Origin of the sequence: Micromonospora krabiensis, assembly GCF_900091425.1 — a bacterium.
In the GTDB taxonomy this organism is placed as follows: Bacteria; Actinomycetota; Actinomycetes; order Mycobacteriales; family Micromonosporaceae; genus Micromonospora; species Micromonospora krabiensis.
Window position 1 is genome coordinate 636,730 of record NZ_LT598496.1, and the last position, 24,489, is coordinate 661,218.

A 24,489-nucleotide genomic window follows, 5' to 3' on the forward strand; every position below is an offset into this window, starting at 1 on the left:
GCGCGAGGTGGCGGTGGGCGGCGGTCGGGGGTAGCGTTCGAGACGGCGCCAGAAGCGCCACGTCGAGGCCGGCACTGCCGCACGCAAGCTCTGTCCTCTTCGGCGCCGGACCGATGGTTGCTAACCACGGCCGGCCCTTCTATCGCCCTCAGCGGGGCGGGGACGAGTCCGTTCGATGGACGATGCCATCGGTCGCGGCGCACTGCGATGCGACTATTCCGACGTCAAGGCAGGCACTCGGCACGTCACCCTCAGTGGTGAGGCCGACCTGGCTTCCGCTGACCAACTCAGGTCCGACCTGACCCGCCTGCTGGTGCCCGCCCGCGTGACGTGCCTCACTCTCGACCTGACGGCACTGCGACACCTCGACTGCGCCGCGCTCGCGGCTCTGCTCGCCGTCCGGGAAACCGCTGCGGCCCACGGCCAGCGGGTGGTCATCACCGCCGCGATCGGTACGCCGGCGCGTGTCCTCATGCTCAGCGCGGTCGGCGAGCTCTTCGACTACCCGCCACAACCCACCGCGCCCGCGGAGTTCCCTACTCCGGGGCCGTCGACCTTGCGGCGGCCGTCCGCTCGTCGACCGCTCTACCCGGAGAGGTACGGCTCGTCTGCCCGTGCCTAGGACGGCCCGCGACCGCGGTGGCCGCGTCGGCGGCGACGCCACGGCCGGGACACTTCGGTCAGCTTGCCCGTAGACGGGTCAGGGTCGACCCGTGCGGGGGTTGTCGGGGTCGCGGACGGGGTTCCTCCGGAGGTGTCCGGGATCTGGTCCGACCCATGATCTTCGACATGACGAGAGCAGCGAAGGTCGCCTTGATCGCCGGTCCACTCGCGCTGAGCGGCTACGGCGTGGCCCGCCTGATCGGCCGGCTCGACGACGCGTACGGGCCGGGACTCGACTGGCAGGTCGCGCACGTCCTCGGCCTGGCCGGCTTCCTCCTGTTCGTGCCGCTGGTGCTGGCGCTGCGGACACTGACGCGCAGCGGCCCGGTCCGTGAGCTGGCGATTGGTGCGACGCTTCTCGGCCTCGCGGCAACCGTGATCCAGTTCGGGGCGGACATCGTGCTGGCGGCCATGGCCGCCGACAAGGAGGAGCTGCGGGACCTGCAGGGCGACTTCTCCGCCCTGCCCGGCCTACGGCCCGTGGTCTACGACGTCGGGCCCCTGCTCTTCTTCGTCGGGATCGTGGTGGTCGCGGTGCTGGCCGCGCGGGCACGCCGGTTGCCGTGGTGGAGCCCCGTGGTCCTGCTCGTCGCGGTGCTGCTGCCCCCGGTGAACCTGGATCTGATGCCGTTGGCCGGGCTGCTGATGCTGGTGGCCCTGCTGCCGGGCCGGAACCGGTCACGGAAGATGCCGGTGGGCTGAGGCTCCGGTCGGCACCCGGCGGGTCCTCACCGCGCACCCGGGCAGGACCCACACTGTAGACCAGCATTTAGTGAGGATCGTCTATATTGACGTGTGTCGTCGGCGGCGGCAGGATCTCGGCACCACCACCGTGATCCTCCTGGGAGGCGTCATGACCCGTCCCCGCCTGCCGCTCCTGCGGGCAGCCACCCGGTTCGCCGCACTCGCCGTCGCCACCGCCGGTGTGCTGCTCACCGTCGCCACACCCGCCAGCGCGGCCCTGCCCACCGGCCGCTACGTCGCGCTGGGAGACTCGTACACCGCCGGCCCGCTCATCCCCACCCAGGTCGACCTGAACTGCCTGCGGTCGAACCGCAACTTCCCGTCGTTGGTGGCCGCGTCCGCCGGCTCGTCGTCGTTCGCCGACGTCAGCTGTTCCGGCGCGACCACGGACGACATCCTCTCCAGCGGCGACGGCCAACTCGGCATCACGGTGCCACCGCAGGTCAGCGCGGTCACGTCGAACACGGCGCTGGTGACGGTGCAGATCGGCGGCAACGACATCGGCTTCTCCGGCATCATCAGCGACTGCGCGGAGGCGAGCCTGAGCAGCCCGCTCGGATCGCCGTGCAAGGACCGGTACACCGCCGGCGGCACCGACCAGTTGCAGGCCCGGATCGCGGCCACCGTGCCGAAGGTGACCGCCGTGCTGCAGGCGGTCCGGCAGGCCGCGCCGGGCGCGCGGGTCGTGGTGCTCGGCTACCCGGCGATCCTGCCGGACAGCGGGTACGGCTGCTGGCCCGTCGTCCCGATCGCCTACCAGGACGTGCCGTACCTGCGCGGTATCCAGAAGTCGCTCAACACGATGCTGGCGAACACCGCGTCCGCCAACGGCGCGATCTACGCCGACGTCTACACCCCGTCGATCGGCCGCGACGCCTGCAAGGGCAGCAGCACCCGCTGGGTCGAAGGGCTGGTGCCGCAGAACTCGGCCGCGCCGTTCCACCCGAACGCCCGCGGCGAGCAGGGCATGGCCACCGCCCTCCTCGCCAAACTCAACAGCTGACCGGTCCGTGACCGGCTGAGCCGGGTCCCGCCGCACCGCGACGGGCCCGGCTCTGCCACGTCCCGCCGATCACCGTCGACCGTTTGACGAGCCCCAGCCATCGGTCATCCCTCGTCCAGGCACAGACAGAAGGGATGGCCAGCCGGGTCGAAGAGCACCCGGACGTTCTCCTGCGGCTGGAACTCGGCCACCGTGGCGCCCAGGGCGACCGCCTCGGCGACCGCCGAGTCCAGATCGCCCACCTGGAAGTCGAAGTGCATCATGGGGCGCTGTTCCCCCTCGACCGGAGGCCACACCGGCGGTCGGTAGCCTTCGGCCTGCTGGAACACGAAGAACGGCCCGTGGGGAGACGCGGCGACGACAGCCGTGCCCGGCTCCTCGTGCCCGAGGTGCCAGCCGAGGAGTTCGGCGTAGAACCTCGCCAACCCGCCGGGGTCCGGCGCCTCGATCGCCGTACCCCACCACATGCCACCAGTCCGAGATCTCATCGACGTAGCGTGCCTGACGAACGGGGGTAACGACAGCCTTCGGTCGTGTTCGGCGACAAGGCAACGGCCGGGCCGGGATCACGAGTACATCAGGTGCAGGACCATTCCGGCCTCGGCGTGCGGCAGGTTGTGACAGTGGTTCGCCCACATCCCCGGGTTGTCGGCGCGGAAGGCCACCTCCCAGACCTCGCCGGGTCGTACGTCGAACGAGTCCAGCCACAGGGGACTTCCCGTTGTCGGTTGTCCGTCGCGGGACAGCACCAGCACGTGATGCCCGTGCAGGTGCCACGGGTGCACCACGAGTGACCGGTTCACGATGGTGAACCTGACGGTGTCGCCGAGGCGTACGACCTGGGGTGGGATGTCCGGACCGGCCGCGCCGTTGACGGTGTGGGCGTACCGCGGGAGCAGTCGACGCAGGTCGAGGCCGCGGTCGAGGACGAGCGTGTAGTCCCGGTCGAAGCGTGACCACGGCGCCGGCTCAGCGGTGCCGTAGGTGAGCGGGTCCAGCACCGGCCACGTGTCGGTCGTCGCCGCCACCGGCCCGGTGGACCAGACCACCCGGCCCTCGACGAGCAGCGCCACCGCCGTGGCGGGCGCCGTGAACACCAGGTCGTAGCGGCCACCGGCCGGGATCAGCAGCGCGGTGTCCGTCAGCGGCGTCGGACCCTCCAGGTCGGATCCGTCGATCGCGGCGACCCGGAAGGCGGTCCCGGCCAGGGCGTACCGGTGGGTGGTGCTGTCGGTGTTGATCAGCCGCAACCGTACGGGCGTCCCCACCCGGACCGGCTCGGTCCTGGGCGGAGGCAGCGGAAGGCCGGCGAGGGTGTGCACCGGCACCGTGACGTCGACGCCGCCGACCGGTCCCGGTCGCACCACCAGGACGCCGTAGAGCCCCATCCGCACGCCGACGTCGGAGACCGCGTGGGTGTGGTACCAGTACGTGCCGACCTGGTCGGCGCGGAACCGGTAGACGAACTCCTGTCCCGGCCGCACCGCCGCCTGCGTGACGCCGGGCACCCCGTCCTGACCGTTCGGCACGTCGTACCCGTGCCAGTGCAGCGTGACGCCCCGCTCGATGTCCCGGTTGCGCAGCGTCACCTCCAGGACGTCGCCGACGGTGGCGGTCAGCTCCGGCCCGGGCACCTGGCCGTCGAACGCCCACGCCGCCACCTCCCGGCCGCTCACGTTCACCGTGGCCGTCCCGGCCGTCAGCGTGAACCGCCTGGTCGGTTCGCCCACGAACTGTGCCTCCCGATACTCGTGGTCATGGGCTCCGGCGGGAACGGTGTCCGGGGTGACGGCCAACCCCGATCCGGCCACCAGCGCCGCGACCGCCACCGCCACGGCCCCCCGGGACACCCTCCGGGAGGGGCGCGCGCCGAGGGCGCGCCACGTGACCGCGGTCGCCGCGAGGACCCCGGCGACCGCGAGCAGTCCCGCCCCGGGCGACGCCGGGTAGCCGTGCAGGACCGTCACGAGCAGCCCGCCGCTGACGGCGTACCCGGCGAACAGGAGCGGGAGCCCGGCGGACCGGATGTCACCCGGGCGTCGCAGCAGCCCGGTCCCGGCGACGACCACCGCCGCGAGCGACAGGGGAGCGGCGATGAGCACCTTCTCGGCCGCGAACCACCAGCCGGCGCGGGCGAGCGCGGTGATGGTGACCGCGCGGGCGAGCGTGGCGAGCAGCGCGAACGCGGCCAGCCCCAGGGCGAGCGGGCGGCGCCGGGCGGCTGACGCGGCGCCGCCGGCCAGCCACCCGGCGGCGGCGAGGACCGCGATCACCAGGTCGGCCGCGAGCAGCGAACCGACGGTCATGCCGGTTCCCCCTCCGGGACGGCCACGGTGACGGCGTCGGCCGGCGCCGGCCCGGCCAGCGCCCGCGCTGCCCGGTGGACCCCCACCACGACGTGCACGGCGACGATTCCGTTGACCGCGTGCAGCCCGGCGACGGTCAGCCCGACCGGAGTGCTGGCGCCGGCGGTGTCGGTGAAGGCGTTCGCGAGCATGGCGAGGAGTGCCTGGAGCACGACGAGGCCGAGCGGGAGGACGGCCAGCCCGACGAGCCGGCCCGGCGCCTTCGCCAGCACGGCCAACAGGATGGTGAGCAGGGTGAGCACGGGGATGACCGCCATCCCGGTGACGCTGTGCAGGGCGTACGCGCCGTCACCCGCGGGCTTCGTGAACGCGCCCACCGCGGCGAAGACGAACTGCAGGGCGAACGCGACGAGCAGCAGGAGGCTGACGACGACCAGGGCCTTGCGCATGGTTCCTCCTAGAGCTGAGCCGGGGACAGCGCCCGGGCGACGTGGTCGGTGGCGGTGATCGCCCCGTACGCGACCAGCCGCACGAGGTCGGCGTCGGCCGGATGCGACAGCCGCCAGAGAGCGACATCGCCCGGGCGGATCGCGCTGGGCGCGAACGCGGCCAGCAGTGCGATCCGTGCCCCGACCCGGTCCGCGCCGGGCAGGTCCCGGATCAGGTCGGTCGCCCACTCGGCGGGCCGGGCCGGATGCCGCCCGTCCTCCCAGCGCACGGTGGCCGTGACGGTCCGGCGCGCCAGGTCGCCCAGCAGGTCGCCGCCGCGCAGCGCGGTGTCCCGCAGCGAGGCGTACGCGCCGCCGACCGGGCTGTCCCCGGCCCACGCCGGTGGTGCGGGCGTGTCGACGCCGAGCAGCGACAGGCCGAGGCCGGGATCCTTCGGCGCCCGGGCCGTCCCGGCGTAGAGCCGGCCCCCGGCCGACCGGACCACACGGGAGCGTTGGAGACCGCCGGGCAGCAGGTCGGGGTCGAGCAGCGCCGAGACGATCCGGTTGATGAAGTGGAAGGCGAGTGCGGTGCCGGTGAGTTCGGGGCGGTACGGGCTGCCCCAGTCGGCGGCTTCCGGGGTGCGACTGGCCTGTGCCCAGGCGGCGAGCGTGGCGTGCCGAGGCTGCGGCGGCGTCCCGCCCCGCGCGACGACCTCGGCCAGCTCGTGCTCACCCAGCGCGTGCAGCAGCATCACGTGGGCGTCGACGCAGAACCGGCAGCGGTTGGCCCGGGACACCACCGACGCGACGAGCTCCCGTTCCACCCGCGACGCGTCGCCGGCGAGCAGCGCCTCACGCATCAGCGCCCAGGTCCCGGCCATCAGCTCCGGCACGACCGAGAGCACCTGGAAGGTCGGCACCGGCCCGAGGAACTCGTCCCGCAGCTGCCGGTGGACCGTCGCGGTGAGACCGGTCGCCGCCTTCGCCGGAGGGGGAGTGAAGAAGCGGTATGTCATGGGCTCGATGCTCGTCCCGGCGGGCCGGGAAATCGTCGTGCCGTCGCAGGCACCTGTCCGGCCGCCGATACCGCGTCCGCGGTACGCCCCACCTACCGCCGACGGGGGATGTCCGCCGGTGACGGGCGTTCTACAGTGCGCTCATGCGCCGCGACCTGCCGTACGCCCTCAGCGGGCTCGCCCTCGCCGTCCTCCTCCTCGGCAACGCCGCGATCGCGCCGGACGCCGCGCCGGTGCGGCCGGTCGACGTCGCCCTGGTGCTGGTCATGGGCGCCGCCCTGGCGGTGTGCCGGCGGTATCCGGTGGTGACGCTGATCGCCGTGACCGCCACCATGCTGGCTCTGCACGTCCGCGTCCACCCCGGGGTCTCCGCCGCGTTCCCCGTCCTCGGCGCGGTCTACGTCGCCGCCTGGCGCGGTCGCCGCGTCCCCTCCGTCCTGGCCAGCGTCGTCTTCCTCGCCGGATTCCTGGCCCGCGACATCTCCGTCGCGCCCGCCGGCCGGCCCGGGCAGCAGATCGCCGAGCGGACCGCCCTGCTGCTGGGCTGGTTCGTGGCGGCGAACGTCGCCGGGCTCGTCGCCGGGCAGCGCCGGGCGTACCTCGAACAGGTCGAGCAGCGCGCGGCGGAGGCCGAACGCACCCGCGAGGAGATGGCGCTCCGCCGGGCCGGTGAGGAACGCCTGCGCATCGCCCGGGACCTGCACGACTCGCTGACGCACAGCATCTCGGTGATCAAGGTGCAGGCGGGGATCGCCGTGCACCTGGCCCGTAAGCAGGGCGAGGAGCCGCCGGCCGCGCTGCTGGCCATCCAGGAGGCCAGCGGTGCCGCGATGCGGGAGCTGCGGGCCACCCTGGGCACCCTGCGCTCACCCTCCGACGACGACCACGTCGGGCTGGCCCGCGTCGGGGAGCTGGTCGAGCGGACCCGGGCGGCCGGCGTGCCGGTGCAGGTGACCGTCACCGGTCAGCCGCAGGACCTGCCCGCCGAGGTCGACCGGGCCGGCTACCGCGTGGTCCAGGAGGCGCTCACCAACGTCGCCCGCCACGCCGGCCCCGCCACCGCGCGGATCCATGTCGAGTACGCCCCGGCGCAGCTGACCGTCTCCGTGACCGACGACGGTCGGGCCGAGCCGACCCGGCCGGCGACGCCCGGGGTGGGACTGCGCGGCATGCGCGAACGGGTCACCGGGCTCGGCGGCACCCTGCACACCTCCGCCCGCGAGGGCGGTGGGTTCGGCGTGGAGGCCACGTTCCCGCTGGAGGGCCCGGCGTGATCCGGGTGCTGCTCGCCGACGACCAGGCCCTGATGCGGGCCGGATTCCGGGCCCTGCTCGACGCCGAGGACGACATCGAGGTCGTCGGCGAGGCCGCCGACGGCGCGACGGCCGTCGAGCTGTCGCGTCAGCTGCGGCCGGACGTCGTGCTGATGGACGTCCAGATGCCCGGGCTCGACGGCATCGAGGCCACCCGCCGCATCGCCGTCGACCCCACCCTCACCGCTGTCCGCGTGCTCATCCTCACCAACTACGGGCTCGACTCCTACGTCTTCACGGCCCTCCGCGCCGGCGCCAGCGGGTTCCTCCTCAAGGACGCCGAGCCCACCGACCTGCTGCAGGCCGTCGCCGTCGTGGCGCGCGGCGACGCGCTGCTCGCCCCCGCGGTGACCCGCACCCTCATCAGCGAGTTCGTCGCCGGCCCGCCGGCGCCCGAACCGGCGGCCGGACGGGACGTCCTGACCGCCCGGGAACAGGAGATCGTCGAGCTCGTCGCCCGAGGGCTCACCAACGACGAGATCGCCGAGCGCATGGTGATCAGTCCGTTGACCGCCAAGACCCACGTCAACCGGGCAATGACCAAGCTGCACTGCCGCGACCGCGCCCAGCTGGTCGTGTGGGCGTACGAGTCGGGTCTCGTCACCCCGCGTCGTCGATGACATCACGGTGACGGGCATGTCGTCCCTTCGTCCGGGTACGTACCGACGTGACCTTCTCGATCGCCGCACGATGTCCGCGCACCGGCCAACTCGGGGTGGGGGCGCTGACCGCCCGACCGGCCGTCGGCAAGCTCGTCGCGTACGTCAGCGCCGGCGGCGGTGCGGTGGCTACCCAGGCCACCCCCAACCCGTTCCTGGCCCACGACGGCCTGCCCCTGCTCGCGGGGGGCCGCTCACCCGGGGACGTCCTGGCCGAGCTGCTGGCCCGGGACCCCGGTCGGGAGGTGCGCCAGGTCGGCATGGTCGACCGCGAGGGGCGCTCGTACGCGTACACCGGGTCCCGCGCGGTGCACTGGGCGGGGCACCGCACCGGGCCCGGCTACGCGGCGCAGGGCAATCGGCTGGTCGGCCCGGAGATCCTCGCGGAGATCGTCCGGGTGTTCGAGGACAGTCAGGACCTCGATCTGGCGGAGCGGCTCGTGCTGGCCGTCGAGGCCGGCGAGGGGGCCGGCGGTGACCGGCACGGCGCACGGTCGGCGACGGTGACCGTGGTCGCCGACCAGCCGTACCCGCTGTGGGACGTGCGCGTGGACGACGCCGAACACCCGGCGCGGGAACTACGCCGCCTGCACGGCGTCTTCCAGGCGGAGGTGGTGCCGACCATCCGGGGGCTGCCCACCCGTGACGACCCGATGGGCGAGGCCGCCCGCCGGGCGCTCGGCCGCCCGCCGAGTGTCCTCCGTAGCGCCGGGCCGGACCGCTGACCTGATTTCACGCATTGGCCCGGCGGAGGCGTTCGGCTGCCTGCGCCCGCAGCGCATCGGCGCCCGCCGGAGAGCCACCGCACAGTGCCATCTCCCGTGCGTTGTACGCAGCCATCCACACGCTGGCCGCCCATGCGATCTCCAGCTCCACGGCCGTGAACAGACGCCGTCGAACGTCTTGATAGGTCAGCAGGAACGCCTCGGAGCTTTCGATCGGCGCCAGCGTCGGCGGCCCGGCACTGGCGAACGATCCGCTCGCCGCTCCTACCAGCGCCGCCTCCGGCTGCCACGCCAGGCTGTCCCAGTCGTGCACCGCCCACACCTGCCAACCCTGCCACCGCAGGTTCTGCGCCTCGAAGTCGGCGTGGCCGAGCACGCACGGCAGGCCGGCGGCCAGCAGCCGCTTCCGGGCCCGCTCGGCCGTCCCGACAATGCGTTCGGACACGACACCCTGGTCCCGGCTGTCCAGAGAGTCGATCGCCGGCCAGAGACCGGAATCGGTGTGGTCCCACCGCACCCATGGCGGGTTCGGCAGCGGCGGCGCGACGGGCACCCCGGCTAGTTCGGCCGTCAGCCGGGCGAACACGTCCGCGCAGCGCACCGCAACGTCCGGGGAGTCCCCGTGCAGCACCTCGCCCCCGGGCCGGAATTCCTCGGCGTGCACGGCCAGTGCACCGACGCCGACCACCGGCGTGAGCGGCCGGGCACACGGAAACCCGCGCTCGGCCAGCCGGGCCTGCGCCGCGACGCACGACGAGGCCCGGCCGCCGTCGGCGCGTGCCTTGACCACGACGTCCCCGCCATCGACCAACCGCAGGCCGAACACCATCGATACCTGTCGCGACTGGAACAGCACGTCGGCGGGACCGCTGCCCAGGTGTTCACCACACCAAGCCGGCAACCAGTCCGGCAGCTCGTCCAAGGACATCCTCAGGACTGTGCCATCCGCACCGAACGCACCGGGGGCGAGAACCTTTGCGGGACGAGCACCGGACCGAACGCCTCCCTCGGTGCTGTCGTCACGGGGCGGGGCGGGAGCGGGCCGTGTTGAGCCGCGCGGCCTGACGCAACAGGTGGTCGCGCTCGGCGAGGTTGGGCGCCTCGTGGGCGGCTTCGGCGTACAACCGTGCCGCCGTCGCCCGGTCGCCGTCGCGTTCGTGCAGGTACGCGGCCACCGCGGTGTGACGGGGCAGGGCGGGGTCCAGCGCCGCGAGCGCCGCCAGCCCGGCACGTGGTCCGTCGGCCTCCCCGACGGCCACCGCGCGGTTGAGCCGGACGACCGGGTTGTCGGTCAGGCGGACGAGTTCGTCGTACCACTCGACGATCTGCACCCAGTCGGTCTCCTCCGCGGTGGGCGCGTCGGCGTGGAGCGCGGCGACGGCTGCCTGGGCCTGGAACTCGCCCAGCCGGTCACGCGCGAGGGCCGCCTGGAGAATCGCGACGCCCTCGGCGATCAGACCGGTGTCCCACCGGCCGCGGTCCTGCTCGGCGAGCGGCACCAGGCGCCCGTCGGGTGCGGTCCGGCTGGGGCGGCGGGCGTGGTGCAGCAGCATGAGGGCGAGCAGCCCCACCACCTCGGGGTGGTCGATCGCGGCCGCGAGTTGCCGGGTGAGCCGGATGGCCTCGGCGGCGAGGTCGACGTCCCCGGAGTAGCCCTCGTTGAACACCAGGTACAGCACGCGCAGCACGGTGGCGACGTCGCCGGGCTGGTCGAACCGTACGCCGGAGACGGTGCGTTTGGCTCGACTGATGCGCTGCGCCATGGTCGCCTCGGGCACCAGGTAGGCCTGAGCGATCTGACGGGTGGTCAGCCCGCCGACGGCGCGGAGCGTGAGCGCGACCGCGGACGACGGTGTCAGTGACGGGTGGGCGCACAGGAAGTAGAGCTGGAGCGTGTCGTCGACCGCCGGTGTGGGCCCGGGCGCCGGTTGGTCGTCGACCAGGTCCTCACGCCGGCGGCGGGCCGTGTCGGACCGGGCCGCGTCGAGGAACTTCCGCCACGCCACGGTGACCAGCCAGCCCTTCGGATCCCTCGGCGGGTCGTCCGGCCAGACGCGGATCGCCTCGACCAGCGCGTCCTGCACGGCGTCCTCGCCCGCCGCGAAGTCTGCTCCGCGGCGGACGAGGACGGTGAGCACGCTCGGCGTGAGACGCCGGAGCAGAGCCTCGTCCATGGGGGAGGTCATTCCGTGATGGTGGGCGGCTCGGTCAGGAACGGGCGTACCTCGAGCCACTCGTGGATCGGCTTCCCGCCCGCGCCCGGAGCGGCCGACAACTCGCCGGCCAGTTCGATCGCCCGGTCGTAGCTGTCGACGTCGATCACCATCCAGCCGGCGATGAGGTCCTTGGTCTCGGCGAACGGGCCGTCGGTGACCGGAGGGCGCCCCTCACCGTCGTACCGGACGAACGTCCCCTCGGGGGCGAGCGCCTGACCGTCGACGAACTCTCCGGTCCCTTCGAGCCGGCTCGCGAAGTCCCGCATGTACGCCACGTGCGTGGTGATCTCCTCGGGCGTCCACTGGTCCATGGGCACGTCGTTGACCGCGGCCGGAGCGCCACGGTAGTGCTTGAGCAGCAGGTACTTGGCCATCGTGTTCCCCTCGGTGCTGAGGCGACCCATTCTGGTCACCTTCACCCGGGGGACGAAGCCCGCCACGCTTTCTCGACATCGCCGTCCGGGTCGAGTTGGTGGTCAGCCCGCTCCTGACGTCAGGGCACCTGCCACCGAGGGTGACAGGTGCCCTGACGGCCGCGGGGACAAAGGTCAGGCGGCGCCGCCCGGCTGGACGACGCCGTTGACCTTCAGGGTGTACGGCGCGTACTGGGTGACCTGCTCGGTCGGCTCGTCGTAGGCGACCACGGCGACGACCTTGGGGAAGATGCTGAGCAGGGCCAGCTGCACCCGGTTGAGGGTGAGCGCGGACTTGCCGTCGAACTCGAACTGCCAGGCGCGCGAGTGCTTCTCGTCGAGGCCGATGAGACGCAGGTTCCAGTTCGCGACGGCGGTCGGCTTGATCTCGGTGGGGGAGTCGAACGGCGTCAGGCTGCTGCCGTCGCTGACCACGGTGCCGCCGACGGTGATGTCGTCGACGAGCCAGCCACCCTCGTTGACGCCGCCGTCGCTGACGTAGCGGAAGCCGAGCAGCACCGACTTGCCGGCGTATGCGGACAGGTCGTAGCTGTGGGCCTCGAACCCGTTGGTGGTGCCGTTGACGCCCGGGCCGAGGGGCCCGTCGACGGTCTTGTCACCGGGGACGATGGTGTAGGTGGCGCCGCCGTCGGTGGACACGGTGACGTAGCCGTAGTCGAAGCCGAACTCGGCGCCGTACTTGGCGACGAAGCGCAGCGTCGGGTCGGCCGTCGGCACGGTGACCTTGGTGACGGCGGCGGCGTCGGTGTTGTTGCCGTTGCCGGAGAACAGGACCGGGTTGCCGGCGCGGTCCGGGTCGTTGTTCACGACGGTCCAGGCCAGCGGCAGCGCCGGCAGGGTCTTGTTGCCCTGGAACGACAGCGACCGCAGGTCGGAGCCGCGCAGCAGCGTGCCGTTGGCCTTCTGCAGCGGGACGTAGTCGGCGCCGTTGGGCGCCGCGCCCGGGGTGGCGTACGCGGCTGGGTTCTCCAGGTTGACGGTGGAGCGCAGGCTCTTGCTGGTCACCCGGCTCTTCGACACACCCAGCATGATCCCGAGCTTGGCGTCTCCGACGATCTTGTCGACGAGCGTCATGGTCTGGTAGTCGTGGATCACCTCGTACATGTCCGTGGCGCCCTCGGCCTTCAGCGCCTTCTTGACGCTGGCCAGCCCCTGGAGGTCACCGTCGTTGTGCAGGCGGTGGACGATGTCCTGGCCGTACCGGTCGTAGAGGAACTGGATGAACGAGTACGCGTTGCCGTAGTCGGCCAGCACCGCGTTGGGGTTGGGGCTCTCGTCCCACAGGTTCAGCGAGTTCTCCGGGCCGCCGCAGTCGCGCGGGTTGGCGTTGTACGGCGTCTTGACGGTGCCGAAGCCCTGGTAGCAGTAGAGGTGGCCGTCGGCGCCCCGGTCGTAGACCGTGGCCCGGGTGTCGACGTAGCCGGTCAACGTCTGGGCGAAGTCGGACAGGCCCTCGTTGAGCCAGGCGCCCTCGAACGGGTCGGTGTAGTACTGCGCCAGGTGCTGCCACTCGTGGGCGAAGGTGCCCTCGTAGCTGTGCGGGCGGGCCGGGCGGCTGGTGCACAGGTCGTCGGTCGGCTCGTCCGGCGGGTTCGCCCCGGTGCGGTGCAGCCAGTCGAACGCGTCGATGGTCATCACGTTGCGGTCGAACAGCTCGTTGAGCTGGGCGGAGAAGAAGCCGGCGATGTAGGTCGGCGCGGCCGGGAACTGGTAGTAGTTGTCGTCCCGGACGTTGTCGACGAGGGTGACGGTCTTGTTGCCCGCACCGGTGTAGACGCCGCCGTTGCCGTTGGCGTCCGGCCCGACCTGGGCGTTGCTGCCGTCCCGGTCCGGGGGCCGGGAGAAGGCCGCGGTCTCCTTCGGGTACATGGTGGCGTCGAACTCGTGGACGAAGTTCTGCACCTGCGCGTCGGTGATCTGCGTGGTCGTGGCGACCTGGTTGCGACAGTCGTTCGCCGGGAACGCGAGGTCGGTGGCGACCCACACCTCGATGTTCTCGCCGACGCCCCGCAGCGTGTAGTCCTTGCGGTAGTAGGCGCCGGTGGTGTCGTCGAGTCCGAGCCACTGGCGGACGGTCCCGACCGCCGGCGTCTGCGCCGCGGCCTGGGTCCTCGACCGGGCCTGGGTGCGCGGCTGGTAGCGGGCCGGCGTCTCGACCTTGCGGCCGTCGAGGGTGAAGTTCTTGCGGGTGAGCTCGCGCGTGTCGTCGCCGGGCCGGTCGTTCCGCGCGGTCGGCTGGGCGGGAGCGGCCGCCGCTCCGGACGCGGGAAGGACGGTCAGGAACGGTAGGACGAGTGAGATGGATGCGGCAGCGGCGATCCGGCTGCGTGCCATGTGCCCCCCTTGGGGTCGACGGGTCCGGTGAACGGGTTGCGATCCATGCACCGGGATGACAATGATCTTCGTACTGCCGGTTAGTTGCCCATGGCAATAAAACTGGCGCATGATCCATCCCACTGCGTTCCTGCCGGAGTCGGTTGAACCGAATCCCGCCCGGCCACGTCGCCCGTCGGTCCTCGGTGGCGGGACCGCCGGGGGAGCGCCACCCGGTCTCGGCCCGCAATATTGCGACTTGACTACGGACATGTTATCGCTCACAGTCGATGTCGAGGGTGACGACACTCGGCTTACCGGGCAAGCCGCTTCGTCAACCTCGAATTGGACGCGCGCCAGCACCCGCACCGGCCTGTTAGCGCTCACTCACCCCCACGTGCGCACCCGGCCGCGCGTCCCGGTGCGCCCATCCCTCTGGGCAGACCTTCGGCTCTCGGACACTGGAGGAGGAACATGTCTGTCATCCATAGACCGACGTCGATCGAGCCGCTGCCGCGGCGTCGGTCGATGCTCCGGCTCGTCATCGCCGGCATGGCGGCGTTGGTGATCGGTGGCGCCACCGCGGCGGTGGTGTCGACACCCGCCGCCGCGGCGACGGTCGACACCAACGCGTGGTACGTGCTGGTCAACCGCAACAGCGGCAAGGCGTTGGACGTGTACAACCTGGCGACCAACGACGGTGCGCGGATCGTGCAGTGGGCACGGAACAACGGCAACCAGCAGCAGTGGCAGTTCGTGGACTCCGGTGGCGGCTACTACCGGTTGAAGTCGCGCCTGTCCGGCAAGGTGCTGGACGTCTACAACTTCTCCACCGCCAACGGTGCCAACATCGTGCAGTGGGCCGACCACAACGGGACCAACCAGCAGTTCCGGCTGGCCGACTCCGACGGCGGTTACGTCCGGTTGATCAACCGGAACAGCAACAAGGTGGTGGAGGTGCAGGGCGCCTCGACGGCCGACGGCGGCAACATCGTGCAGTACGACGACTGGAACGGCAGCAACCAGCAGTGGCAGCTCGTCCGCGTCGACGGCGGGGGGGACCCCACCACGCCACCGCCCGGCACGTGCAACCTGCCGTCGACGTACCGCTGGAGCTCCACCGGCCCGCTGGCGACCCCGAAGTCGGGGTGGGTGTCGTTGAAGGACTTCACCTACGCCCCGTACAACGGCCGGCACCTCGTCTACGCGACGACGCACGACACCGGGACGACGTGGGGCTCGATGAACTTCAGCCTCTTCTCGAACTGGTCCGACATGGCCTCGGCCAGCCAGAACACGATGTCCTCCGCCACGGTGGCGCCCAGCCTGTTCTACTTCGCGCCGAGGAACCTCTGGGTGCTCGCCTACCAGTGGGGTGGACCCGCGTTCTCCTACCGAACGTCGACCGACCCCACCAACCCCAACGGCTGGTCGTCGCCGCAGGCGCTGTTCACCGGGAGCATCACCGGCTCCGGCACGGGACCCATCGACCAGGCGCTGATCGGTGACAGCACGACCATGTACCTGTTCTTCGCAGGGGACAACGGCAAGATCTACCGGGCCACCATGCCCATCGGCAACTTCCCGGGGAACTTCGGCTCGACGTCGACGGTGATCATGAGCGACACGACCAACAACCTGTTCGAGGCCGTTCAGGTCTACAAGCTCCAGGGCCAGAACCGGTACCTCATGCTGGTCGAGGCGATCGGCGCGCAGGGTCGCTACTTCCGCTCGTTCACGGCCACCAGTCTCGGTGGCACCTGGACGCCGCAGGCCGCGACCGAGAGCAACCCGTTCGCCGGCAAGGCCAACAGCGGCGCCACCTGGACCAACGACATCAGTCACGGCGAGCTGATCCGCAGCAACGCCGACCAGACGATGACCGTGGATCCCTGCAACCTGCAGCTGCTCTACCAGGGTCGCTCGCCCAACTCCGGCGGCGACTACGGCCTCCTGCCCTACCGGCCGGGCCTGCTGACACTGCAGCGCTGACGGGGTCGGACACCCCGAACCAGCGGCGCGAAAGGGGCGGGCCCGGCACACGGCCGAGCCCGCCCCCGGTCCCGGCTACCCGTCGTAGCCGTCGTTGTCGCAGGTCTTGCGCTGCAGAATGCAGTTCTTGGTCTGCTTGTTCATCATGCGCACGTCCCACATGACAAAGGCGTCACCGTGCATTGACGAAGCGCTCTTCCCCTCCTTGTCGGAGGAGAGGTAATAGCCCGCCGGAGTGCCCTTCACCCCGTACTGGATGTCGAACGTGATCGCCGGGATCCGCACCGGGTGACTGGAGGGGCAGCCCTCGTTGCTGCCGTACGCCACGTGGGATTTGTGGTTGGGGCTGTCCAGGTGCTTGCCGTCCCAGCAGTCCGGGAACTGCATCATGAAGTGCAGCGTGGCGTTCCCACCGCAGATCGGCCAGTTGCCGTTGGTGCTGCGGGCGACTCCGTCGAGGTCACCGGGCCCGTAGTGGGCGCAGTAGAACTGCCCGCTCGCGCCCCGCGGCGTCGGCACCTTCTTCTTGGCGTCGCCGCTGATCATCCGCATGCCGTTGGGCATCGGCATCTGGCCGCTGGAATTGCTGCGGAGGGAGCGGTAGTAGACCCGGAAACCCGTGGTCTCCACCGGCTTGCCGGTGGCGTTGTCGTAGAGCGTCGGCACCCAGTAGGCGGAGTGGTCCTGCGCCGGCTTGCAGGTGCTGGCCGTGAACATCATCAGGTCCTCGGCCACGGTGTCCGCGTCCACACCCTTGTTGCCGACGAAGGAGTGCATGTGCGACGCCCCCGGCAGGCCGGGGGCGACGATCGGGTCGTCCGGCCGTCGGTGGCTGTACTGACAGTCCGCGCGGAACTCCGGAAGATTGCCCACGCCGGCCGGAACGGGGTCGGTCTTCATGGCCTTGTACGCGTCGGCCTGCGCCTTCCACGCCGCCGGGTCGACCGGGATCCAGCCGCCCTTGGCGACCGGCTTCGCGGCGGCGCTCGGGCCCGTCGAGGTCGACGGCTTCCCGGACGGGGAGGCGGCGGCGGACGGCGTCGTGGACGTGGCCGCCGACGAGCCGCCCGGCGCCGCCAGCCCGGACGGCGGCGAGCCGTAGGCGAGCGCGTTGGCGGCGTTCGTCGTCTCCTCGGCGGCGGGAGCGTCGGCCAGGTACACGGCCGTGCCCGCGACGACCGTCACGGCGACGGCCGCGCCGGCGGCCATGCCCCACCAGCTTCGGACGACCCGCGCCGGAAGGCCCGGACGTGACGGCGGTGGGCTCGCGTCGGGTTGACCGAACGAGGGGTACGACACGGAACTCTCCCAAGGAAGTGCGGGGCACGACAAAGCCGACCGGACGGCCACGGCCCCGGTATGTTAGGCGCCTTTCCGTCGCGCCTGACAGGCCTTTAATCGTTCCTTAAGAGAGCCCGCCGAAACGGGCTACCGAATGTCGTCGAAATCCCGCCCGCCACCTCCGCGACGTTTTTCTCGCGATCGGATTACCATTTTCTGCCGCACGAATTTCCGTCGGCGCGGGGCCGACCTCGATCAGCGGTCATCGGCGCCGGCCCGCGAGGTCCGGACAGACCCGTGGATGTTCGGTTCGGGCCGCGGCGCGCCGATCCGCTGGGGGCGACCGTCAGGAGGCGTCCGGCGTCGTCGTCCCCGTGGGGCTCGCCGGTGGCGACGCCGGGGTGGTGGACGGGGAGCCGCTGGGCGCCGGGCTGCTCGGCTCCGGCGTGCCGCCCGACGGGCTCGGAGCAGGTGTGGTCGGGGCCGAGGTGGGGCTGCCGGACGGACTGGGAGTGGCGGTCGGCGGCGGCGACGAGGGGGTGCCGGTGGGTCCGGGCGTCGGGCGCACCGTCGGCGTCGCGGTCGGTGGCCTGGTGGTCGGGCGCGTGGCCGTCGGCCTCGGTGCGCCGGTCGCGGGGCGCGCGGTCGTCGGGTCGGCGCTCGGCCGGGGCAGCGACTCGGTCTGGGCCACCGGAACGGTCGGCGGGGCGATGTCGGCAGGAGACGGACCGGAGACGACGTCCGCGCCGGGTGTCGCCGGAAGGCCCGGCGTCGGGGTGGCCGGCGCCGGCCGGAGGTCCGGCGTGCCGGCGGCCCGCGCCGGCCGAGCCCCGCCGGAATCGCTCTCGGCGTCGCCGAGCACCGCGAAGCCGACGCCCGCTCCACCGAGCAGCAGGGCGGCGAGGGCTCCGGTCACTACGGGCAGCGCGGCCGAACGGGGTTGGCGGGGACGCCGGTGGGCGGGCAACGAACGCTCCTGACCTGCTTGAACGACGAGTTCGGCGAGATGACGCCGACCCCCGACCCTGCCGCCCGACCTCAGCGACCGCCAATGGCCGGACGGTGGAGGTGACCGGGATCACCACCACCGGGGCACGCAGCGGCCGAAGCGGTCATCAGACCGACATGTCGGATGACTGCACCGGCGGCGGTGGTGCCAGACTCGACCGGGTGGTGACGAGGGACCGGTCGCGGGAAGTCCGATCAGTGCTCGCCCTGGTGGCGGCGTGGGCGGTGGAGCGTGCCGACGTCGGGGGCGTGGTCCTCGTCGGCTCCTGGGCACGCGACGCCGCGCGCCCGGACTCGGACGTCGACATCGTGGTCCTCACCGACAACCAGGGCTACGCGCGGGTGAGCGTCTGGACGGAACTGCTCGACGGCCGGCTCGTCCGGTCGGCGCGGTGGGGGCCGGTCCGGGAGATCCGCGTACGCCGTACGTCCGGACTCGACGTCGAGGTGGGGGTCGCGCCGGTGAGCTGGGCGGACACCGATCCGGTGGACCCGGGCACCCGCCGGGTCGTCAGCGACGGTCACCGCCTTCTGCATGATCCGGCCGGTCGGTTGGCCGCGCTCTCGGCCGCGTGCCGGTGACGGCCAGCTCCACCGAGACGGTGGCCGCCACCGGCGCCGGGTGTCACAGGTTCGCGCAGTACCCGACGCTGAACGTGCTGGCACCCGCCTTGAGGACCCGGTTCCAGCCCACGCCGCTGATCCGGTAGCTGTCGCCGCCCATCGGCTCCCGCTCGACGTTCCACGCGTTGTAGATGTCGCCTTCGAGGTCGACGACGGCGTGCCACTCGACGGGCTCGGTGCCCCGGTTGGTGGCGGTGATGGTGGCGCAGTAGCCGCCTCCGCTGTCCGACGGCCACTGGGTGTACCGCTGCACCACGACGTCCACGTTGGCGCCCGTCACCAACCGGCCCACGCCCCACCGGGCGGTGCTCTGGTAGCCCGTGCCCTCCTGCTCGGCCCAGTTGCGGATCGCGGTCCGGTTGCCGTTCGACGCGTCGTTGACCTGGAAGTCCAGGCCGTGGAAGGTGTCGAGGCCGCCGTACTCCAGCAGGCTGATCGCCGCCTCGACGGTGTAGCCCGTCGGCGTACGCAGCACCGCGCTGCGCACCCGGCCCGCCTGGAACGCCTCGTCGCCCGTGCCGAACGAGACGACGTTGTCGGCGTTGATCCGGATCTGGGTGTCGTCGTAGCGGTAGGCGCCGTTCTTGGCGTTGCCGGCGTCGACGTAGATCTCGACCGAGTCCTGCGTCCACGGGTCGGAGCCGGAGACGTCGACCACCGGGTCGGTGACCTCGGCGAGCACGTAGAGCGTCTGGCCCAGCCAGAGCGTACGGACGGTGGCGGTGGCGCCGCCGGTGCCGGAGACCTGCTTGGCCGTGGTCACCACGCCCGCCCGGGCCCAACCGGCGTCGACCACGCCGTCGACGACCGGTTCACGGGCCGCCTGGACCACCTCCAGGTACGACAGCTCCTCGACCAGGGTGAGGGTGCCGACCGCGCCAGGGCTGTTCCAACCGGACGTGGCGCCGTTGTCGGTGACCCGCACGTCGAGCGTGAGCGTGTCACCGTGGGCGGCGTCGTTCAGCGGCAGGTGGGCGACCAGGTGGTAGCCGCCGTCGCGGGCGGCCGCCACGGCCGGCGCCGCACCGCTGCCGTCGCGGGAGACCTGGTAGGTCTCGCCGCCCAGGACGAAGGTGACCCGGTCGTCGGCGGAGGGGGACGCGTCGCTGACCGTGACGTACGCGGTCAGGTGGTCCGGCGCCCAGCGCAGCTGGAACCGGGCCTGCTCCCCGACCGGGTGCAGCGGGAGCTTGCGCCAGGTCAGGTCGGTGGTGGCAGCGGCGGTCAGGGGCACGTCACCGGCGAAGACGTTGGCCGTCCGCAGCCGGGCGGGCAGCTCGCCGTCGACCGCGCCGTGGTACGCGGGCTTGGCCCGCAGGTTGTCGTCGAAGAGCAGCGGCGCGCCGCTGCCGGCCCGCCAGGAGCGTCCGTCGGTGAGGCCCCAGACGGTGACCGCGAACAGGTCCTCGCCGTGCGCCCGGAAGATGCGGAAGGCATCCCGGTAGTAGTAGCCCTGCTCGATCAGGTTCGCCTGGGTCACCGGGGTGCCCGTGGTGACGTCCAGTTCGGTGACGGCCTGGGTCACCGGCAGGTCCGCGAACGCCTCCAGCGCGGTGTTCAGGCTGTCCACGGGCGTGGCCAGCGAGACGTGGAACTGGTGGCCCACACCGTCGACCGGTACGCCGCGCGCGAGCAGCCGCTCGACCAGGGCGCGGTAGCGGGCCTGCTTGCCGCTCTGCTCGGTGTTGTAGTCGTTGATGAAGAGGGCGACCGGGTCGGCGCCCTCGACGGCGTAGACGTCGTTGAACGCCTCGTCCGCGTACGCGAACGTGAGGTCGATGAAGTTCTCGCCGAGGATCCGGTACCACTCGCTGCGGCGCAGGCCGTCGTTGTACTCGCCGCTGTCGCTGATGACCTCGTTGACGGCGTCGAACGCGTACAGCGGGTTGGTGGGGGAGCCGAACCGGCCGTACCGCTCGCTGAGCGACTCGGCGACCGCCAAGATGTGCGCGCGCAGCCGGTCGCGCAGCACCTGCTGGTCCGCGGTCGAGGTGGTCAGCGGCTGGCCGGTCGAGTCCTGGAAGAACCAGGCGGGGGTCTGGCTGTGCCAGACCAGCACGTGGCCGTAGACCCGCAGGTCGTTGTCCCGAGCGAAGTCCATCAGGGCGAGCGCCTGGTCGTGCGGGCGGAAGGTGCGCTCGTCGTCGTACCAGGCCTCGGGCTTCATGTGGTTCTCGGGCGTGATCTGGTTGAAGTGCCGGGTCAGCAGCTGGGCGGCCCCGCCCACCGTCTCCCGGCTGTCGATCGCGACGCCGACGGGGAAGTCGGTGGTCTCGTGGATGCCGGTGAGGTCCTCGACGACCGGTGGCTCGGGGACCCGTACGACGAGGTCGTCGACGAGGAAGTCGCTGGTGTTTCCGGTCGTGTCCGCGCCCTGCCACCGGGTCTCGAAGTAGAGCAGGGCGCTGTCCGCGGCCGGTATGGTGAAGGTGCCGGTCACCTCGGTCCAGCCGGTGTTGGTGACGGTCTCGAACTGGGCGAGGGTGCTGAACGACTGGCTACCACCCGAGGTGCTGGCGAGGCTGAGCCAGATCTGGTCGGTCGGCTGGCCGGCGGCGAAGCGCAGCCACACCCGGAACTCGTACGTCACGCCCGTCTCGAAGAGGCCGGTCACGTCGCGGCCGACGCCGGCGCCCTGGTTGACCCGGTCGCTGACCAGGGCCGCGGCGGCCCCGCCGTGCGCGACGTCGCTGAGCGTGACGCGCGGGGCACCCGGTCCGCCGTCGCGTGGCCCCCAGCCGTCCAGCCCGTCCTCGAAGTCGCTGTCGATGACGACGGTCCCGGGCACCGGCCCGCCGGGGCCACCGTCGGGTCCGGTGACCACGACGTCGTCGACGAGGAACGGGGTGGTCCCCTCCGCCTCGACGTAGAGGGTGGCGGAGCTGAGGCCCGCCGGCAGGGTGTAGTCGCCGCCGATCCGGACCCAAGCGTCGGCGGTGGTGGCGACGCTGCCGCCGATCCAGGTGTACGTGGTGTCGCCGCCACCAGTCGGGGTGGCCTCGACGGTGAAGTGCACGCCGGCGTTGCCCTCGGTGCCGGCGGGGAGCTTGACCCAGGCGGTCACCGAGTACGGCGTCGAGGGCTGGAACAGGGCGGTCGCACTGGTCGCCGGGCCCTGCCAGTTGGCCGTGCGGCCGGTGACCGAGAGGCTCTTGGCGCTGTCGTGCCCCTCGTCGGCGATGCCGAGGGTGACGTCGCCGCGTGGGCCCCAGGGGGCGTACGAGCCGTCTTCGAAGGTGTTGGACAGGACGGTCGCGGCGGCGGCCGGGGTGGGCGCGGCCACGACGGCCGCGACGAGCGCGGCGCAGCCGAGCACGGCCAGGTGTCGCGTCCGGCGTGGTGTTCGGGAGGACGGTAGCCAGAGTCGCATCGGGGGTCCTTACGCGAATGGGCAGCGTGGTGGGGGTGGTGCGGCATCGCCACGGACTTCCAGACGCGTGAATGTTATGACGTGGACCGCTCTACCGGAAACATCTCGGAAATTTTTCGGAAGGCGAGCGTCGGCCGCCCACGTCGGGCCGACGGGGGAGCGGTCACCCGCGGTCGTCGACTCCTGCGGGTTCGGCCTTGACGATCTCGGCCGCCCACGGCTCCCGCGGCACCCCGCCGGGCCCGACGGCCTGCATCGCGGCGAGGACGGTCAGCAGCATCCCGTGGCCGAGGAAGGTGGTCGCGGCGTCGGGGTCGGTGCCGGTGAGTTCCCGGACCATCCGGTAGATGCGACCGAATCGCTCGCGGACCACCGCGCCGATCGCGGGATCGTTGCTCGCCGCGAAGCCGTGCAGCAACAGGACGGGAAGGTCGTGCCGGGCGAGGAGCCGGTCGTAGGCGTTGCCGAGGGCGGACAGGTCCGCCTGCTGTGCGGCGGCCTCCCGGAATTCCTGCTCGATGCGGTCGGTGGCGTGCTCGATGGCGGCGATGAACAGTCGCTGCTTGGAGCCGAAGAGGCGGATGACGTACGGCTGAGAGACCCCCGCGAGGCGGGCTACGTCGTCGGTCGAGGTGCCGACGTAGCCGGTGGCGGCGAAGGCCCGGACGGCGGCGGCCGCCAGTTGTTCGGTCCGTTCGCTGGCGGTCAGCCGGGTTCGCGCCATGCGCGTCCTCCTCGCACTAGTTATCAGTCGATAACTAGTGTACCGTCCTGTCTTGTTATCAGTGGATAACAACTTCAGGCCGATCGGCCGCCCGAGAGGAGAACCATGACCACCCTCGACCAGCCGACCAGGTCCGGCGCGACCCAGCGACCCGTCGCCGGCACGAGACGACCCCTCGCGGCCGTGCTCGCCGCGGTCGGGATCCCGATGTTCATGGTCACCCTGGACAACCTGGTAGTGACGACCGCGCTGCCGGTGATCAGGGAAGAGCTCGGCGCCTCGCTGGGCCACCTGCAGTGGTTCGTCAACGCGTACACGCTCCCGTTCGCCGCGCTGCTGCTCACCGCCGCCGCGCTCGGTGACCGGATGGGACGTCGCCGGCTCTTCCTCGTCGGCATCGCCCTGTTCACCCTCGCCTCCGCGGCCTGCGCGCTCGCGACCGAGCCGTGGATGCTCATCACCGCACGGGCACTCCAAGGAGTCGGCGGCGCCGCCGTCATGCCCCTGTCACTCACGCTGCTGGCCACCGCCGTACCCGATCGGCTGCGCGACCCGGCGATCGGGATCTGGGGCGGGATCAGCGGCCTCGGGGTCGCGGTGGGCCCGGTCGTCGGCGGAGCCGTGGTGAAGGGCCTGGACTGGTCCTGGATCTTCTGGCTCAACGTGCCCGTCGGCCTGGTCGCGATCGTGCTCGCCAGGCTCGTCCTGACGGAGTCGCGGGCAGCCGCGACCCGGCTGGACCCGCTCGGGCTCCTGCTCTCCGCGACGGGCGTCCTCGCCCTGGTCTGGGGGGTCATCCGTGGTCAGGAGCACGGCTGGACGGCCGGCCCGACCCTCGCCGCGCTGATCGCCGGTGGCGTGCTGCTCGTGCTGTTCGTCGGCTGGGAGCGGCGCACCCCCACCCCGATGCTCCCGATGGGCCTGTTCCGTTCCCGGGGCTTCCGCAACGTCAACGGGGTGACGTTGGCCTTCTCCGTCGGGGTCTTCGGTTCGGTCTTCCTGCTCGCACAGTTCTTCCAGGTCGCCCAGGGGCAGAGCCCACTCGGTGCGGGGCTGCGGACCATGCCGTGGACCATGGCCCCGATGGTCGTCGCCCCCATCGCCGGCCTCATCGTCAACCGGGTCGGTGCCCGGACGCTGATCGTCACCGGTCAGGCCCTGCTGGCCGCCGCACTCGGCTGGATCGCCATCGTCGCCAGCCCCGACGTCGCGTACGCCTCGCTGGTGCCCCCGTTCCTCCTCGCGGGCGTCGGAATGGGCCTGACCTTCGCCCCGACCAGCACCCTCGCTCTCGCGAGCGTGTCACCGGAGGCCCAGGGGGTCGCCTCCGGCACCCTGAACACCATCCGCGAGCTCGGCGTCGCGATCGGGGTCGCCGCGCTCGCCTCGATCTTCGTCGCGAACGGTGGCTACGGCAGCTCCGAGGCCTTCACCGACGGCCTGGTGGCGGCGGTCGGGGTCGGCGCCGCCGTGGTCGCCCTCGGCGCCCTCCTCGCGCTCCGCCTGCCCGGACGTGGCCGATAGCCGTACGTCGCCGCCCAGGGCCGGCGCCCTCCGCAGTCGTCGCGCTCCCGGCCACTGCGGAGGGGTCGCGGGTGTGAAGGCGGATGAGCATCCCGTGCGGGGCGACGCTAACCTGCCGTGCGATCGATCCACCGCGCGACAAG

General features: G+C 72.0%; 21 protein-coding genes. 10 read left to right on the plus strand and 11 right to left on the minus strand.

Annotated elements, in window-relative coordinates; genetic code table 11:
* The first annotated feature begins 175 nt into the window (after nt 1–175).
* The 3 genes from GA0070620_RS02865 (at nt 176) to GA0070620_RS02875 (ending at nt 2,410) form a co-directional block, all read left to right on the plus strand.
* Nucleotides 176–622 (plus strand): STAS domain-containing protein, encoded by a 447-nt coding sequence (locus GA0070620_RS02865; RefSeq protein WP_091588296.1) that lies wholly within the window; start codon nt 176–178, stop codon nt 620–622.
* 167 nt (nt 623–789) lie between these two features.
* On the plus strand, nt 790–1,365 hold the full coding sequence (locus GA0070620_RS02870; protein WP_157741521.1) for a hypothetical protein: 576 nt from the start codon (nt 790–792) through the stop codon (nt 1,363–1,365).
* 151 nt (nt 1,366–1,516) lie between these two features.
* Nucleotides 1,517–2,410, plus strand: coding sequence for an SGNH/GDSL hydrolase family protein (locus GA0070620_RS02875; protein ID WP_091597874.1), 894 nt, complete (start codon nt 1,517–1,519; stop codon nt 2,408–2,410).
* 104 nt (nt 2,411–2,514) lie between these two features.
* On the opposite strand, the gene GA0070620_RS02880 is transcribed toward GA0070620_RS02875, so the two are convergent.
* The 4 genes from GA0070620_RS02880 to GA0070620_RS02895 all read right to left on the minus strand — a co-directional run bounded on the left by GA0070620_RS02880 (nt 2,515) and on the right by GA0070620_RS02895 (nt 6,163).
* A complete protein-coding gene (locus GA0070620_RS02880) occupies nt 2,515–2,898 on the minus strand; it encodes a VOC family protein (RefSeq protein WP_231922188.1) in 384 nt (127 codons plus the stop codon).
* A gap of 78 nt (nt 2,899–2,976) precedes the next feature.
* Nucleotides 2,977–4,716: a multicopper oxidase family protein gene (locus GA0070620_RS02885; RefSeq protein WP_091588305.1), complete on the minus strand. Its 1,740-nt coding sequence runs from the start codon at nt 4,714–4,716 to the stop codon at nt 2,977–2,979.
* Nucleotides 4,713–5,165: a DUF6220 domain-containing protein gene (locus tag GA0070620_RS02890; protein WP_091588308.1), complete on the minus strand. Its 453-nt coding sequence runs from the start codon at nt 5,163–5,165 to the stop codon at nt 4,713–4,715. Before GA0070620_RS02890 ends, GA0070620_RS02885 begins: the two co-directional genes overlap by 4 nt.
* Nucleotides 5,166–5,173: 8 nt before the next feature.
* Nucleotides 5,174–6,163, minus strand: a complete 990-nt coding sequence (locus GA0070620_RS02895; protein ID WP_091588310.1) for a carboxymuconolactone decarboxylase family protein — start codon at nt 6,161–6,163, stop codon at nt 5,174–5,176.
* 143 nt (nt 6,164–6,306) lie between these two features.
* Here GA0070620_RS02895 and GA0070620_RS02900 point away from each other — a divergent pair, with 143 nt between their 5' ends.
* Genes GA0070620_RS02900 through GA0070620_RS02910 form a run of 3 tightly spaced genes read left to right on the plus strand, consistent with a single transcriptional unit; the run spans nt 6,307 to nt 8,860 of the window.
* Nucleotides 6,307–7,437, plus strand: coding sequence for a sensor histidine kinase (locus GA0070620_RS02900; protein WP_091588313.1), 1,131 nt, complete (start codon nt 6,307–6,309; stop codon nt 7,435–7,437).
* Nucleotides 7,434–8,096: a response regulator gene (locus tag GA0070620_RS02905; RefSeq protein WP_091588316.1), complete on the plus strand. Its 663-nt coding sequence runs from the start codon at nt 7,434–7,436 to the stop codon at nt 8,094–8,096. Before GA0070620_RS02900 ends, GA0070620_RS02905 begins: the two co-directional genes overlap by 4 nt.
* Nucleotides 8,097–8,143: 47 nt before the next feature.
* Nucleotides 8,144–8,860, plus strand: coding sequence for a DUF1028 domain-containing protein (locus tag GA0070620_RS02910; protein ID WP_091588318.1), 717 nt, complete (start codon nt 8,144–8,146; stop codon nt 8,858–8,860).
* A 7-nt stretch (nt 8,861–8,867) separates the two neighbouring features.
* Here the strand turns inward: GA0070620_RS02910 and GA0070620_RS02915 are convergent, their stop codons facing one another.
* From GA0070620_RS02915 to GA0070620_RS02930, 4 genes are all read right to left on the minus strand, one after another.
* A complete protein-coding gene (locus GA0070620_RS02915) occupies nt 8,868–9,788 on the minus strand; it encodes a phosphotransferase (RefSeq protein ID WP_091588321.1) in 921 nt (306 codons plus the stop codon).
* A 91-nt stretch (nt 9,789–9,879) separates the two neighbouring features.
* Entirely contained in the window at nt 9,880–11,034 is a 1,155-nt protein-coding gene (locus GA0070620_RS02920; RefSeq protein WP_197677613.1) for an RNA polymerase sigma factor, read from the minus strand.
* 8 nt (nt 11,035–11,042) lie between these two features.
* Nucleotides 11,043–11,450, minus strand: a complete 408-nt coding sequence (locus GA0070620_RS02925) for a YciI family protein (protein ID WP_091597877.1) — start codon at nt 11,448–11,450, stop codon at nt 11,043–11,045.
* 174 nt (nt 11,451–11,624) lie between these two features.
* A complete protein-coding gene (locus tag GA0070620_RS02930; RefSeq protein WP_091588326.1) occupies nt 11,625–13,844 on the minus strand; it encodes a choice-of-anchor J domain-containing protein in 2,220 nt (739 codons plus the stop codon).
* A gap of 531 nt (nt 13,845–14,375) precedes the next feature.
* Here GA0070620_RS02930 and GA0070620_RS02935 point away from each other — a divergent pair.
* The gene (locus tag GA0070620_RS02935; RefSeq protein WP_407940034.1) at nt 14,376–15,815 is read left to right on the plus strand and encodes a non-reducing end alpha-L-arabinofuranosidase family hydrolase; all 1,440 of its coding nucleotides are present in this window, start codon (nt 14,376–14,378) and stop codon (nt 15,813–15,815) included.
* Nucleotides 15,816–15,890: 75 nt separating this feature from the next.
* On the opposite strand, the gene GA0070620_RS02940 is transcribed toward GA0070620_RS02935, so the two are convergent.
* Entirely contained in the window at nt 15,891–17,024 is a 1,134-nt protein-coding gene (locus tag GA0070620_RS02940) for a DUF1996 domain-containing protein (protein ID WP_091588329.1), read from the minus strand.
* 446 nt (nt 17,025–17,470) lie between these two features.
* Between GA0070620_RS02940 and GA0070620_RS02945 the strand changes: the two genes are divergently transcribed.
* Complete coding sequence (locus tag GA0070620_RS02945; RefSeq protein WP_091588330.1) at nt 17,471–18,076, plus strand: hypothetical protein; 606 nt, start codon at nt 17,471–17,473, stop codon at nt 18,074–18,076.
* 145 nt (nt 18,077–18,221) lie between these two features.
* Nucleotides 18,222–18,686 carry a nucleotidyltransferase domain-containing protein gene (locus GA0070620_RS02950; RefSeq protein WP_091597880.1) on the plus strand — a complete coding sequence of 155 codons (465 nt, stop codon included), beginning with the start codon at nt 18,222–18,224 and terminating at the stop codon, nt 18,684–18,686.
* A 43-nt stretch (nt 18,687–18,729) separates the two neighbouring features.
* Here GA0070620_RS02950 and GA0070620_RS02955 read toward each other — a convergent pair whose 3' ends face one another.
* Together GA0070620_RS02955 and GA0070620_RS02960 are read right to left on the minus strand one after the other, a co-directional pair.
* Nucleotides 18,730–22,098 carry an endo-1,4-beta-xylanase gene (locus GA0070620_RS02955; protein WP_091588332.1) on the minus strand — a complete coding sequence of 1,123 codons (3,369 nt, stop codon included), beginning with the start codon at nt 22,096–22,098 and terminating at the stop codon, nt 18,730–18,732.
* Nucleotides 22,099–22,261: 163 nt separating this feature from the next.
* Nucleotides 22,262–22,822: a TetR/AcrR family transcriptional regulator gene (locus GA0070620_RS02960; RefSeq protein ID WP_091588334.1), complete on the minus strand. Its 561-nt coding sequence runs from the start codon at nt 22,820–22,822 to the stop codon at nt 22,262–22,264.
* A gap of 105 nt (nt 22,823–22,927) precedes the next feature.
* Between GA0070620_RS02960 and GA0070620_RS02965 the strand changes: the two genes are divergently transcribed.
* Nucleotides 22,928–24,346 carry a DHA2 family efflux MFS transporter permease subunit gene (locus GA0070620_RS02965; RefSeq protein ID WP_091588335.1) on the plus strand — a complete coding sequence of 473 codons (1,419 nt, stop codon included), beginning with the start codon at nt 22,928–22,930 and terminating at the stop codon, nt 24,344–24,346.
* Nucleotides 24,347–24,489: the final 143 nt, after the last annotated feature.